The sequence below is a fragment of the Streptomyces sp. Ag82_O1-12 genome (assembly GCF_900182715.1).
GTDB lineage: Bacteria > Actinomycetota > Actinomycetes > Streptomycetales > Streptomycetaceae > Streptomyces > Streptomyces massasporeus.
On sequence record NZ_FXUW01000001.1, the window covers coordinates 8,303,901 to 8,317,176 of the forward strand.

The window sequence follows — 13,276 nt, forward strand, 5'->3', positions numbered from 1 at the left end:
GATGCGCGACACCGGTGCCTCCGCCTCCGACGTCCGAGAGCGGATCGCCACGGAGATGGCGGACGACGTGCCCTGGAACAGGGTGCTCAACTCCATCTGCACCGAACCCCATCCGCTGGGTGTCGAGATGGCGTCCGCCGCGGCACACACCAACCTCGGCGACGTGCGTATCTTCCGCGGCACCAAGCGGATCGAGCGCAGGGTCGTCGAGCTGCTGCTCGACCTGATGGGCAACCCCGGCGGGTCGGGAAGTCTGGTGTCCGGTGGCACCGAGGCGAATCTGATCGCGATGCTGGTGGCCCGCGAGTCGGCGCGCGCCCGGGGACGGCTGACCGACCGGCCCGAAGTCGTCGTCAGCAGCACCGTGCACTTCTCCTTCACCAAGGTCTTCGGCCTGCTGGGGCTGACCCCGGTGGTCGTGCCGGTCGACGACTCCCTGCGGTTGCCGGCCGGCGAGGTGGCCCGGCGCATCGGCGAGCACACCGTCGCGGTCGTCGCGACCGCAGGCAGCAGCGAGTTCGGTGTGGTCGACGCGGTCGACGAGATCGGACCCGTGGTGGCGGGACGCGCCGTACACCTGCACGTGGACGCGGCCACCGGCGGCTTCATCATCCCCTTCGCCCGTGAACTCGGCCACGACCTGCCCCGGTTCGACTTCACCGTGGACGGCGTCGACTCGATCACCATCGACCCGCACAAGTACGGACTGGCCAACGTCCCGGCCGGGGCGATCCTGTTCCGCGGCGCCCAGGACGCCGGACGTTTCGCCGTCGACTCGTTCTTCATCGACACGCCGGTGCACAACACCCTGCTCGGCACCCGGCCGGGCGCCGCCGCGGTGTCGACCTACGCGGTGCTGGAGCACCTAGGGCGGGACGGCTTCCGCGACCTCACCCGGACCAACTTCGAGGTGACGAAGTACCTGGTGGACGGGTTGCGCGCCGCCGGGCACGCGTTGTTCGCCGAACCGCAGCTGAACATCGTCGTGGTCAAAATGCCGCACGCGGTCCGCATCTCGCAGCTGCTGGAGTCGAAGGGCTGGATCGTCTCCACGTCGAAGCGATTCGGCGAAACCCTGCGGCTGGTCGTCACCCGGCACGTGACACCCGCGATGGTGGACGAGTTCCTTCCGGTGCTGGAAGCAGCGTGCAAGGAAGTCACGGCCGAGGCGGCACCACGATGAGCCTCTTCCGTGGCGCCCGCACCCGGCTCGCCGCCCTCCAGCTGCGGATCGATCCCGGACAGCGGGACGAGAACCTGGCGCGAGCCGCCAAGCTGCTGTCCACCGCACGAGAACGCGAGGCCGACCTGGCGTGCCTGCCGGCGACGTTCGCCACCGGCCTGAACTTCCCGACGCTGCGCACCGACGCGACCACCGAGGACGGCCCGGTCGTCGAGTTCCTCGCCGAGCAGGCCCGCACCCTCGGCATGCACATCGCCGCGGGCGTGCTCCTGTCGGCCGGACGGGACGTCTTCGACGCGGCCGTGCTCGTCGGCCCCGGCGGCGACCCGCTCGGCTGGTACCACCGCGCCTGTGTGTGGGCGGGCGAGTCCGAGTACATCTCCACCGGCTCGCCCGGCGAGGTGATCGACACACCCGTCGGGCGGATCGGCCTCCAGGTCAGCTACGACCTGCGCTTCCCGGAGGCGAGCCGGCAGTACCTCGCCCAGGACGCCGACCTCGTCGTCTGCGTGGCCAACCTCTTCGGGCCGTTCTCGCACCCGCTGCGCTCCCTGTGCCGCGCCCGGGCCGCCGACAACGAGTGCGCGCTGGTCTTCGCCAGCGGGGTGGGGGAGAACCGCTTCGCGAACATGACCTACGTCGGCCGCAGCATGATCGTCGACGGTCTGGTGCAGGACGCCCGCGAGGACCAGGACGCCGACATCCTCGCCGAGGCCGACCCGGGCGGCCAGGAAGCCGTGATCCACGCGGACGTGTACTGGCGGCAGCGGCGCAAGGTCCGCGCCGGGCTGCCGTTCCACGACGACCTGCGCTCGACCTGGACCACGAACCACGGGGGGCCCGCCTGATGAGGGCAACGCGTATGCAGCCGGAGTCCGGCTGGCTCGGCGACGTGCTCGGCCTGGTCGTCATGGACATGCGGCAGTTCTTCGACAACCGCCTGTTCGCGGTGTCGACGCTGCTGACGTCGGTGTCGATGGTGCTGGCCTTCGGGGCCGCGACCGACCAGATGGTGAGCCCGGCCCCGACGGCCGCCAACTACTTCGGCTTCGTCTTCCCCGGCATCATCGGCGCCGGCATCATGTTCAGCTGCACCTACACCGTCGGCTACACGGTCATCATCGACCGCAACCGCCGCACGATCGAGGACCTGATCCTCTCGCCCCTGTCGTACTCCGGGTTCCTGCTCGCCCGGATCGTCGGCGTCGTGCTCAAGTGCCTGTTCCAGTTCGTGCTGGTGCTCCTGCTCGGCGTCGGGGTCTTCGACGCCCGGATCGAGTCGGTACCGCTGTTCGTCCTGGGCTTCTTCACCGCGTGCACGGCGTTCGCCGGACTCGGAATCCTCATCGCGACGTACACCAACGAGATCTCGTTCCCGGCCGTCGTGAACATCATCGTCATCCCGCTCATGTACTTCGCCGGGATCTTCTTCCCCCTCGAAAACCTCGGGACGCTCGGCGACGTCTTCGCCAGGCTCCCCCTCTCCGTGCACGTCGACATCTTCCGGGCCGCCACCTCGCCCGACGTCTCGGCCACCGGAGCATCGGCGCTGGCGGTGGCCTACTCGTTCCTGGCTCTGGGCATCGCCGCCTGGGCCTTCCGCAGGAGGATCGGCCATGGCTGACACCACGAGCACCGCGGCGCCGGTCCTGTCGGTCTCCCGGCTCGACCACCGCGTGAGCCCCGACTTCGCCCTGCGCTCCCTCACCTTCTCGGTGAACACCGGCGAGGGCGTGGCCATCATCGGCACCAACGGCGCCGGCAAGACCACCCTGATCCGGCTCGTCGCCGGGCTGCTGCGCCCGTCGGGCGGCGAGGTGCGCATCTGCGGCACCCCGCCCCGCCGCTGGGGGCAGGTCGGCCGCCACATCGGGTACGTCCAGCAGGCCAAGGACCTCCCGGACGGCGTCAGCGTGGAGACGTACGTCAAGCACCAGCTCAAGCTCCGGCGGGCCGACCCCGGCCGGTACGAGGAGCTGATCGCCCTGGCCGACCTGGAGCGGTACCGCCACCAGTACGTGCGCAGCCTCTCCGGCGGCAGCCAGCGCAAGCTGCACGTCATCTGCGCCGTGGCGCACCGCCCCGACCTGCTGATCCTCGACGAGCCGACCACGGGCCTGGACCCGACGGCCCGCGAGACGCTCTTGCAGCTGCTGGGGAGCCTCAAGAAGGACGGCGTCGGCGTGCTGTTCGCCAGCCATCACCGCGAGGAACTTCTCGCGCTGGCCGACTCGGTCGTGGTGCTCCACCAGGGCCGCCAGATCAAGGACGCCTCACTCGACGCCGTAACCCGGTGGGGCGAGCGCTCCAGCCTGATCCTTCAGGCCTTCACCGAATCCCACCTCGAGCGGCTCCAGGACTGGGCCGGGCAGGAGGCGCGGGCCGGAGGCCCGGTCCGGTCCGTCCGCACCGCCGACCAGGGCGTGCGGCTCGACCTGTCCGACGGTGACCACCACAGCACTCTGGCCGAGGTGGTCGCCCGAGCCCACGCCGCCGGCCTCGCCCTGCGCTCCGCGTCCTACTTCCAGCCCACTCTGGCGGACGTCGTCCGTTCCATCGTCGACCAAGTCGAACCGGAGGACATCGCATGAGCATCACCACCACGACCACGAGCATGCCGTTCTGGAAGGAGTACCCGGAGCGCGACAGCGAGTGGGTGCGGCAGTACCCCACCAAGCACGTGCCGGTGAACGAGGAGGAGGTGTTCACGCGCAAGCCCATGGGCGTGTACGTCCACATCCCCTTCTGCAACCGGCTCTGCTTCAGCTGCCCGTACATCAAGCACCAGACCGACCGGGACCTGACCCGCACCTATCTGGACGCGCTGAAGACGGAGATCACCAACTACGCCGAGCGGCCCTACATCCAGGACCACGTCATCACCCTCGGCTACATCGGCGGCGGAACCCCGACCGCGCTCACCGCCCCGCAACTCGACGATCTGCTGGGCCACATGTTCAGCAGCTTCAACGTCGAGGAGGGCGCGGACTTCTCCATCGAGACCACCCCGGTCGACATCAGCGAGCGCAAGGCCACCGTCCTGCTGGAACGCGGCATACGGCGCATCAGCCTCGGGGTGCAGACGTTCGTCCCGGAGGAACTGAAGAACATCGGCCGCCCGAACGACCCGGAGATGCTCAAGGAGAGCATCCGGCTGCTGCGCCGGTGCGGATTCGAGAACATCAACATCGACCTGATGCACGGCATCAACGGGCAGACGATGGAGAGCTGGGAGCACAGCCTCGACGTCGCCATCGAACTCGGGGTCACCTGCATCTCGTTCTACACGTACATGGAGTTCGCGCAGATCTCCACCAAGCGCAGGAAGCTGCCGCCGGTCCCGGAGAAGGCCGTGGTCGACGACATGTTCCTGTTCGCCGCGGAGAAGCTCTCCAAGGCCGGCTTCCTGGGCTACTACGGCGACTGCTTCGCCAAGCCCGGCCACCAGCCCAAGTACGGCGAGACGTCGTGGAGCGAGGACATCCCCATCATCCCCCTCGGCCCCACCGCCACCGGCCACCTGCGTGACCACTGGTACTTCAATGAGCCCGACATCGGCCGCTACATCCAGACGGTGATGGAGGGCCGGCTGCCGATCTCCATGGGCAAGCACATCACGAAGTCGGAGTCGATCCGGCGGTCGATGGTGCTTGGCGTCAAGGCCGGACGGGTCAACCGGGAGCGTTTCCGCCGGATCCACGGCGTCGACTTCATGGAGATGTTCCGCGCCGAGATCGACGACCTGATCGAGAAGGACCTCATCACCGCCGACGAGAACGGCATCGAGGTGACCGGCCCCAAGGGCTGGTACTACCTGGACAACATCTCCAAGGCGTTCTACTCGCCCGAATTCCGGCGCTACCCGCAGCACCTGGGAGCGGACATCTCCAACTTCATCTCCAGCCGGCCGATCCCCCTGCAGATCACCACGCGACCCAAGGACGAGGAGGCCGGCTGTGACCACCACTGAGGCCCGACTGCTGAACCTGACCGAGCGGGTCCCTCAGGCGTCCCCGCACGACGACATCGACAAGGTCCGTTTCTACGACCTCGGCATGCGCCGCTCCGCGCTGATGGCGTACAAGCGGCCGAGCGACCGCATCATGGCCCACGTCCGCGACGGGATGACCGACCTCGTCGAGGTCGGCTTCAACACCGGCCTGCTGTCCCTCCACGTGGCCGGCAAGCTGCCGGACCTGGCGGTGTCCGGAGTGGAGGAGAACCAGAACCTGGTCGACGTCGCCGAGGACAACCTGACGCTGGCCGTATGGGCCAACAGCGCCGGCGACGTGGAGTTCGAGATGGCCAAGCTGAACCGGCTGCCCTTCCCGGACGACTCCGCCGACATCGTGTTCTCGTTCTCCTCGCTGCACCGCTGGCGCCGGCCGGTCGAGACGCTGAAGGAGTGCGCCCGGATCTGCAAGCCCGACGGTGTCGTGATCATCGAGGACATGAACCGGCACGCCGAGGAGGGGCACATCACCTTCATCCTGCAGTTCGTGAAGGAGGGCGGTGACGAGTTCATGCGCTCGTTGCAGGCCGCCTACACCCGGGACGAGGCGGCCGAGCTGCTCAAGGAGGCCGGCCTGACGGACTGGCAGGTCGTCGAGGAGGACCTCGGCCTGGTGATCTCCTCGCGTCCCCTCGAACCGGTGAGCACCTGATGCCCGGGACGAAGATCGCGGTCGTCCAGATGGAGTCGAAGCTCGGCAAGCCGACGCAGAACCTGCGCCGCGCCGAGCACTACATCGGTGAGGCCGTCGCGCAGGGAGCGGACCTGATCTGCCTGCCCGAGGCGTTCTCCACCTCCGGCAACATCCTGGAGGTCGCGGACGTGTCGGTGACCATACCGGGGCCGGAGACCGACTTCCTGCGCGAGCAGGCCAAGCAGGCCGGCGTGCACATCGTGGCCGGGCTTCTGGAGCGCGGCGGCGACGGCAAGTACTACAGCACATCGGTGCTGTGCGACCCCGAGGGAACCCTGCTCGGCCACTACCGGCGCGTGCACTGCCACGAACTGGAGGCCCGCTACCTCAGCGGAGGGTCCGAGTACCCCGTCTTCGACGTCGAGTTCGGGCGGATCGGCCTGATGCAGGGCTACGACATCAACTTCCCGGAGGTCGCGCGGGAGTACGCCCGCCGCGGCGTCGACATCATCGTGTGCTCCGCGCTGGTACCGGAGATGTTCGCCTACGTGGCGAACATGCGCCTGCCGGTGAGGGCCGTGGACGCCGAGTGCATCGTCGCGTTCGCGTCCGGCATCGGCACCAACCTGTTCGCCGGATTCGGCTACATGGGGCGCAGCCAGGTCCTGGCGGACCCGCTGTTCCTGGAGGCCGAACGATTCGACTTCGTCGACGGCGACGAACGGATGGTGGACCTCGGCAAGGAGCCGGGCGTCGGCGTCGTCGAGGTCGACCTGGACCGTATGCGCCGCTACCGCACCAAAGCCACCCTGAGCGGCGACCTGCAGCCGGCGACGTACTGGCAGTCCTGACGAGAGTGAAGGCCCATGCGCGTACTGCTCATCTCCACCAACAAGATCCGGGTACCGCGGCCGGCGCTGCCCATCGGCATGGCCTATATCAGCGCCGCGCTCAAGCACGCCGGACACCAGGTCGACGTCCTCGACCTGCTCTGGGAGTCCCGGGAGCTCAAGGCGGTCCGGGAGAAGCTGACCACCGGGACCTACGACGTGGTCGGCATCGCCGTGCGCAACCTGGACAACCTGACGTTCATCGACCCCGTCTTCTTCGGCCCCATGACCGAGAAGATCGTCCAGTGCGTGCGCAAGTACACCAGCGCCACCGTCGTCCTCGGCGGCTCCGGCTTCTCGGTCGAGCCGCTGTCGTTCTTCGAGTACGCCCAGCCCGACTACGGCATCGCGGGTGAGGGCGAGGCCGGCATCGTCCAACTGCTGGACTACCTGGAGTCCGGCGGGCGGCGGGAGTCGATATCGGGGCTCTGCTATCTCGACGACAACGGCAAGTTCTGCCAGAACCAGTCGAGTCAGGCGTTCGACCTGGGCGCGCTCGAACCCGACCGGTCCGTGTACGACCCCCGCTACTTCGAGGAAGGCGTCTCGGCGGCCTCCGACCTCACCCGCGACCACCAGCCGGCCATCGAGACCCTGCAGACCAAACGGGGCTGCAAGCTGTTCTGCTCCTACTGCATCATCCGCAAGACCGAGGGCAAGGGAGACCGGTTCAAGGAACCGGCCGAGGTCGTCGGCGAGATCCAGCGGGCCATGGCGGAGAACCCCGCCGTGCGGGAGTTCGAGATCGTCGACGCGACCTTCAACTACCCGATGGAGTACGCGGCCGAGGTGTGCGAGGAGATGATCCGCGCGGGGCTCGACGTGCCCTGGTACTGCCAGCTGACGCCCAACGCGGTCACACCGGAGTTCGTGAAGCTGCTGCACGCGGCCGGCTGCATCCGGGTCGACCTCGGCACCGACGCACTCACCGACGAGGCGCTGGCGGACCTGATGAAGGGCTTCGACATGGCCCGCGTCCTCGAGATCGACCGCCTGTTCACGGCCAGCCCGATCGAACACACCCACTGCGTCTTCCTCGGCGGGCCGGGGGAGACCCCGCAGGCACTGAGGGAGTCGATCCGCTTCACCGAGCGGTTCCTGAACCCCGCCCAGATCTACGCCAACCTCGGCATCCGGATCCTCAGCGGCACCAAGCTGCAGCGCCAGGCCGTCAAGGCGGGCATCCTGCGGGAGGGCCAGGGCACGTTCGTCCCCGCCTTCTACGTGGAGCCGGCGATCCTCGCCGACCGGGACACGCTCGACTTCGTCCGCGACGCCTACCTGAGCCACAAGAACTGGTACCTGTGGTGGGGCCTGGGCGGGCAGAACCTGACGGACCGTTCGAGGGAAACCGTTCAGGCCGTGGCCGACATGCACCAGGAATACGAGTACGTCATGCAAGGCAAGCCCCGGCTGGAACGCGCACCGAAGCCGGTGACCGCCCAGCCGCTCAAACTCACGATCGGCACCAAGTGATCAATGTTCCAACCGCCGCGCACCAACTGTCGAAGACCCTCGCGGCCAAGGCCGACCCGGACTTCGCGGTGCGCATGCAGCGCTACTTCCCGCACGAGATCCGGGCCCTCGGGGTCGGCAACGCCGCGGTCGCCGAGATCGCCGCCGACTACTTCCGTGACCGGCGCGACACTCCCGCGGCGACACGGCTGCTCCTCGCGGAGGAGCTGCTGGCGCACGCCGAGTACCACGAGGAGGTGCTCCTGGGCTTCGCGGTCCTGCACAAGGTCGCCAGGACCGGACTCGGCGAGGAGCTGCTGGACCGATGCCGGCAATGGCTGGAGACGTACGTGTCCAACTGGGCGCAGTGCGACGACATGTGCCTGAAACTGCTGTACCCGTTCTTCCTCGGGCACCTGGAGCTGATCCCGCGGACCCGGAGCTGGGCCGGGTCCGCCTCCCCGTGGGCCAGACGCGCCGCGAACGTGGCCGTCGTGAAGTTCGTCCGGCGCACGGTGGGCCGGACGGTCTTCGAGCTGCCGCTGTCGCACGTCCTCGACAACTGCGTCCGGCTGATGCACGACGACGACACCTATGTGCAGAAGGGCTCGGGCTGGCTGCTCAAGGTCAGCGCCGAGGCCCACCCCGACGAGGTGGCCGAGTTCCTGCGCACCTGGCACACCGAGATGCCCCGCGACACGTTCCGGTACGCGGTGGAGAAGATGGACCCGCCCCTGCGCCGGTCCTTGATGGCACTGGGACAGGGGTGACGCGATGAACGACACCGGCCGCTACGCCCACCGGCGGGGCATCCACTGCGAGTCGGCCTGCCAATGCGCCGTCCTCGCGGCCGGCGGCTACGACGTCGACGAGGAGATCGTGTTCGGGCTGGACGGAGGCTTCGGCTTCTCGTTCTTCCCGGCGAACGGCGACGCGCCGGACATCGTCGTCGGCAAGCAGGCGATCATGCCGCTGCGGGCGGCACGGCTGATGGGTGTCGAGGTCGCCGCGCACACGCCGAAGTCCGGTGACGGCCTGGCCAAGCTGCTCGCATCGGCACCGGCCGTCATGACCCGCGTGGACCTCGGCCTGCTTCCGTACTGGGGGCTGGAGGGCCGCACCTCCTTCGGCGGGTACTTCGTCAACGTGGTCCGCCCGCTCGGCGCCGACGCCTTCGAGGTGTCGGATCCGGCGTTCGACGAACCCGTCACCGTGAGCGCGGCCGAGCTGCAGGCGGCCCGGTCCAGCCGCAACTCGCCGCCGCTGAACCCGGACTGGAAGGTGTACGTCTTCGGCGCGCCGAGGCGAACTCCGCAACTGGACCGTGTCGGACCGGTGGCCGTGCGCACCCTGTGCCGCGAGATCCTCAAGCCGGGCAGCCGGAACCTGGGCATCCCCGGGATGAAACTGCTGGCCACGACGGCGGCGTCCTGGCCGCAGTCCAAGCACGGCGAGGTCGAGGACGTGGACCTGGCCGGCCACGTGGTGCGGACCGACGCACTGGCGCGTCAACTGCTGCACCTGGGCCGGCAGATCGAGTCCTTCGGCACCGGCGGCGGGCTGTTCCGCCCGATGATCGGCCGCTACCTGACGAGGGTCGCCGACAGTACCGGCGACACCCGCTACGCGGACGCGGCCGGGCAGTTCCTCGACAGCGGCCGGCTCTGGTCGAATCTGGGATCCGCCCTGCTGGCAGCGGGGGCCGCCACCGCGCGCGGCGATCTCAAAACGCTGGTGGACGCCGTGGCGGACACGGCCCGGTCCGCGATGGACGTCGAGAAGCGGGCGCTGAGCGCGCTCACCACTCTGTAGACGCGAGGTCGACACATGCCCACCGAGGACGAGACCGTACTGCTCCAGGGTCCCCGACGCTGGAACGAGCACGCCCGCCGGCGCCGGGCGCAGGGCCCCTTCCGCCCCGACCTGCGCAAGGCGCGGCTGCACGGCGCCGACCTGCAGGGCGCCGAGCTCGCCGACGCGGACTTCACCGACGCCGTGCTGACCGAGTCGTATCTGATGTCCGCGGACCTCAGGGGCGCGAATCTCGAAGGCGCGGATCTGTGCGAGGCGTACCTCATCCTGGCCGAGCTGAACGGCTGCCGCCTCGTGGGCGCGAACCTGGACGGCGCGGACCTCAGCGGTGCCGATCTGACCGGCGCGGTGCTCGACGCGGGCTTCCGGCGATCCACCGTGATCTCGGACTACCTCACGATCTGGCCATAGCGAAAGGAGCTCCTCATGATCGTTCTGGGCTACAACGGATTCGGCAAGTCTGCGGAAATCTTCGGACGCCTCTTTCGCGCCACCGGCATCGACCGTCATCTGCTGTACGGCCATGACTCGTCCGCTGCGCTCGTCGTCGACGGGAAGCTGGTCGCCGCCGTCGAGGAGGAGCGGCTCAACCGGGAGAAGAAGACGTCGAGCTTCCCGGTCAACGCGATGCGCTGGTGCCTGGATTCGGCCGGGATATCGTTCGACGACGTCGACACCTTCGCCTTCTCCTGGCAGTTCTCGCAGGACGTGCTGAACAAGATGATCGCCGAGATCACCGAGGACCGCGCGGCGTCCGTCGAGCAGAAGTTCGCGCGCTTGCGGCGTCTGGCGGAGACCCACGAGGCGATGTTCAGCGAGACCGCGACCGAGGCCGATTTCCTCGAACACACGGGCCACAGGCTGAACCCCGAGAAGCTGGTCCGGGTCCCGCACCACATCGCGCACCTGATGACCGGATACCACCTCTCGGGCGGCGCGGACGCGGCGTTCCTGGTCAGCGACGGGCGCGCAGAATGGCTGTCCGCGATCATGGGCGAGGTGCGCGACGGTGAGGTGAAGATCTTCGACGACATGACCATCGACTCGCGTCACTCGCTGGCGATGCTCTTCTCCGTGGTGACGCGCTATCTCGGATTCGTCCCGAACAACGACGAGTACAAGGTGATGGGTCTGGCCGGCTACGGCCCGCCGCCGGAGCCGAACCCGTTCCTCGAGCACGTGGTCGAGACCTGCCCCGACGGCACCTACAGGATTCCCTACCCGGCGAACGCCGTACCCGCCTACTACGAGCTCTTCGACCGCATCTTCGGCGGAGATCCCGATGGCCGGGAGGAGTTCGACTACCGGGTCCGCGTGGCCAGTGCGGCCCAGCACATGCTCGAGACCGTGACCGCCGGCCAGATCCGCACGCTCGAAGCCCGGAGCGACCTGCCGCGCGTGATCTTCGAGGGCGGACTCGCCCTGAACTGCGTCAACAACAGCAAACTGCTGGAGCGTTCACGCTTCACCGGGATGGACGTCAGCTTCGGTGCCAGCGACGTCGGTGTGGCCATCGGCGCGGCGCTGTTCGCCAGCGGCCGGGCCGGCACACCGCCCCGGGTCGACACGTCGCCGTACCTGGGCCCGAGCTACGACGGTCAGGAGATCCAGGCGGCCCTCCAGCAGTTCGCCGACCAGGTCGTCTGGCGAGAGCTGGACCCGGCGGACGTGCCGCGGGAGGCCGCCGTCCTGATGCAGGAGCGCTGCGTCATCGGATGGTTCCAGGGGCGTATGGAGTACGGCCCGCGCGCCCTGGGCAACCGCAGCATCCTGGCCAACCCGAAGTTCCCCGACATCAAGGACATCATCAACGAACGCATCAAGCACCGCGAGCAGTTCCGGCCCTTCGCCCCCGTGGTCCTGGAGCACCTGGCGCCCGACGTCTTCGAACTCGGCAAGAAGACGTCCTCGCCCTACATGACCTTCGTGGTTCCGGTGCGACCCGAGTACCAGGAAAAGATCCAGGGCGCCTGCCACGTCGACGCCACCTCGCGGATCCAGACGGTCACCGAGCAGAGCAATCCCCTGCTCGCCCGGCTGCTGCGGGAGTTCACCGACCTGACCGGGATTCCCTGCCTGATCAACACCTCGTTCAACGTCGCGGGCGAACCGATCGTCTGCTCGCCCACGGATGCCCTGTCCTGCTTCCTCAAGACGGAGATGGATCATCTGTTCCTCGGCAACTTCCTCGTTTCGCGAATCTGAACGAGTGAAGGCCTCCCTGATTCCGGCGTCCGCAATCGTACTTCAGGGGGTTGCGCTACGCTCTACGCGAAGGAAGGGAGACCAGAACAAGTGTCGCTTTTAGAAGAAGATCCGTACGTCGGCAACCATTGTGAGTCGACCACCCTCGTGAATCTCTTGCGGCAGCGAGAGGTCGACTTGTCGGAGTCGCTCATCTTCGGGCTCGCCGGTGGTTTGTCGTTCATCTACTGGCGGACGAAGCAGATGCCGACCCCGTTCGTCGGTGGCCGTATCAAGCCCGACACGCTGTCCGAGAATCTCGCGAATGCGCTGAAGTTGCGGCTGTCCGTTCACGAGACGTCGTCGGTGAAGCGGGCGAAGGAACATCTGCTGGCCGAGCTTGAATCCGGAACCGTTGTCGGTCTCAAGCTCGACCGCTATTTCCTCGACTACTCCACCGACGACTTCCGGTTCGCGGCCCACTACGTCGCCTGCGTCGGCCACGACGACGACCGTTTCGCTCTGGTCGAAACCCAGCCGCTCGGCCTGCAATGGGCCTCGGCGGAATCCCTCGAGACAGCGCGGAACGCCCGGGGCCCGATGAGTTCCCGCAATCGCGCCTTCACCCTCGATCTTGCGAAGGGCGGCCTTCCTGATCTGGGGAAAGCCGCACGCAAAGGCATCAAAAAGGCGGCGGAGGAATTTCTGAACCCGCCCATCTCCAACTTCGGATACAAGGGCATGCACAAGGTCGCCGACCTGATGCCCCAGTGGCTCGACGACCTCGAATCGCCCGCCGACAGCCTGCCCGAGATCTGCACGATCATGGAGGACGCGGGAACCGGCGGCGGCCTGTTCCGCACGATGTGGGCGGAGTTCCTCGCCGAGACCGCCGATATCACCGGCACCGGCGCATACCAGGAGGTGTCGGACGCGTACCGCGAGGTGTCGAAGAAGTGGACCGAGGTGGCCGGACTGCTGAACGAGGCGGGAGTCGCGTCGTCACGGGAATCCCTCCACAGCGCGTCAAAGCTCGTACATGAGGCCGCAGACAAGGAGCAGCTCCTGATGCAGCGCCTTCTGGAACTGTCGAGCTGAGCCGGGGC

13 protein-coding genes are annotated in these 13,276 nt (G+C 67.9%); all 13 read left to right on the forward strand.

Going from position 1 to position 13,276, the window contains the following annotated elements:
* Position 1 precedes the first annotated feature (1 nt).
* The 13 genes from mfnA to QOL88_RS37940 all read left to right on the forward strand — a co-directional run bounded on the left by mfnA (position 2) and on the right by QOL88_RS37940 (position 13,268).
* Positions 2-1,183 carry a tyrosine decarboxylase MfnA gene (gene mfnA, locus QOL88_RS37880; RefSeq protein WP_097222700.1) on the forward strand — a complete coding sequence of 394 codons (1,182 nt, stop codon included), beginning with the start codon at positions 2-4 and terminating at the stop codon, positions 1,181-1,183.
* On the forward strand, positions 1,180-2,031 hold the full coding sequence (locus QOL88_RS37885) for a carbon-nitrogen hydrolase family protein (protein ID WP_097222701.1): 852 nt from the start codon (positions 1,180-1,182) through the stop codon (positions 2,029-2,031). The genes mfnA and QOL88_RS37885 overlap by 4 nt, the downstream gene beginning before the upstream one ends.
* Complete coding sequence (locus QOL88_RS37890; protein WP_257028013.1) at positions 2,031-2,807, forward strand: ABC transporter permease; 777 nt, start codon at positions 2,031-2,033, stop codon at positions 2,805-2,807. Before QOL88_RS37885 ends, QOL88_RS37890 begins: the two co-directional genes overlap by 1 nt.
* Entirely contained in the window at positions 2,800-3,774 is a 975-nt protein-coding gene (locus tag QOL88_RS37895; protein ID WP_097222703.1) for an ABC transporter ATP-binding protein, read from the forward strand. The genes QOL88_RS37890 and QOL88_RS37895 overlap by 8 nt, the downstream gene beginning before the upstream one ends.
* Positions 3,771-5,153 (forward strand): coproporphyrinogen-III oxidase family protein, encoded by a 1,383-nt coding sequence (locus QOL88_RS37900; RefSeq protein WP_097222704.1) that lies wholly within the window; start codon positions 3,771-3,773, stop codon positions 5,151-5,153. The genes QOL88_RS37895 and QOL88_RS37900 overlap by 4 nt, the downstream gene beginning before the upstream one ends.
* Positions 5,140-5,847 carry a class I SAM-dependent methyltransferase gene (locus QOL88_RS37905; protein ID WP_097222705.1) on the forward strand — a complete coding sequence of 236 codons (708 nt, stop codon included), beginning with the start codon at positions 5,140-5,142 and terminating at the stop codon, positions 5,845-5,847. The genes QOL88_RS37900 and QOL88_RS37905 overlap by 14 nt, the downstream gene beginning before the upstream one ends.
* On the forward strand, positions 5,847-6,680 hold the full coding sequence (locus QOL88_RS37910; protein ID WP_097222706.1) for a carbon-nitrogen hydrolase family protein: 834 nt from the start codon (positions 5,847-5,849) through the stop codon (positions 6,678-6,680). The genes QOL88_RS37905 and QOL88_RS37910 overlap by 1 nt, the downstream gene beginning before the upstream one ends.
* Positions 6,681-6,695: 15 nt before the next feature.
* Positions 6,696-8,195 carry a B12-binding domain-containing radical SAM protein gene (locus QOL88_RS37915; protein WP_097222707.1) on the forward strand — a complete coding sequence of 500 codons (1,500 nt, stop codon included), beginning with the start codon at positions 6,696-6,698 and terminating at the stop codon, positions 8,193-8,195.
* Entirely contained in the window at positions 8,192-8,944 is a 753-nt protein-coding gene (locus tag QOL88_RS37920; protein ID WP_257028014.1) for a DNA alkylation repair protein, read from the forward strand. Before QOL88_RS37915 ends, QOL88_RS37920 begins: the two co-directional genes overlap by 4 nt.
* A gap of 4 nt (positions 8,945-8,948) precedes the next feature.
* A complete protein-coding gene (locus QOL88_RS37925; protein ID WP_097222708.1) occupies positions 8,949-9,986 on the forward strand; it encodes a BtrH N-terminal domain-containing protein in 1,038 nt (345 codons plus the stop codon).
* A 15-nt stretch (positions 9,987-10,001) separates the two neighbouring features.
* Positions 10,002-10,397, forward strand: coding sequence for a pentapeptide repeat-containing protein (locus tag QOL88_RS37930; protein ID WP_031106464.1), 396 nt, complete (start codon positions 10,002-10,004; stop codon positions 10,395-10,397).
* Between the two features lie 15 nt (positions 10,398-10,412).
* Positions 10,413-12,191 carry a carbamoyltransferase family protein gene (locus tag QOL88_RS37935; RefSeq protein ID WP_097222709.1) on the forward strand — a complete coding sequence of 593 codons (1,779 nt, stop codon included), beginning with the start codon at positions 10,413-10,415 and terminating at the stop codon, positions 12,189-12,191.
* Positions 12,192-12,281: 90 nt separating this feature from the next.
* Positions 12,282-13,268: a BtrH N-terminal domain-containing protein gene (locus QOL88_RS37940; protein ID WP_097222710.1), complete on the forward strand. Its 987-nt coding sequence runs from the start codon at positions 12,282-12,284 to the stop codon at positions 13,266-13,268.
* Positions 13,269-13,276 lie beyond the last annotated feature (8 nt).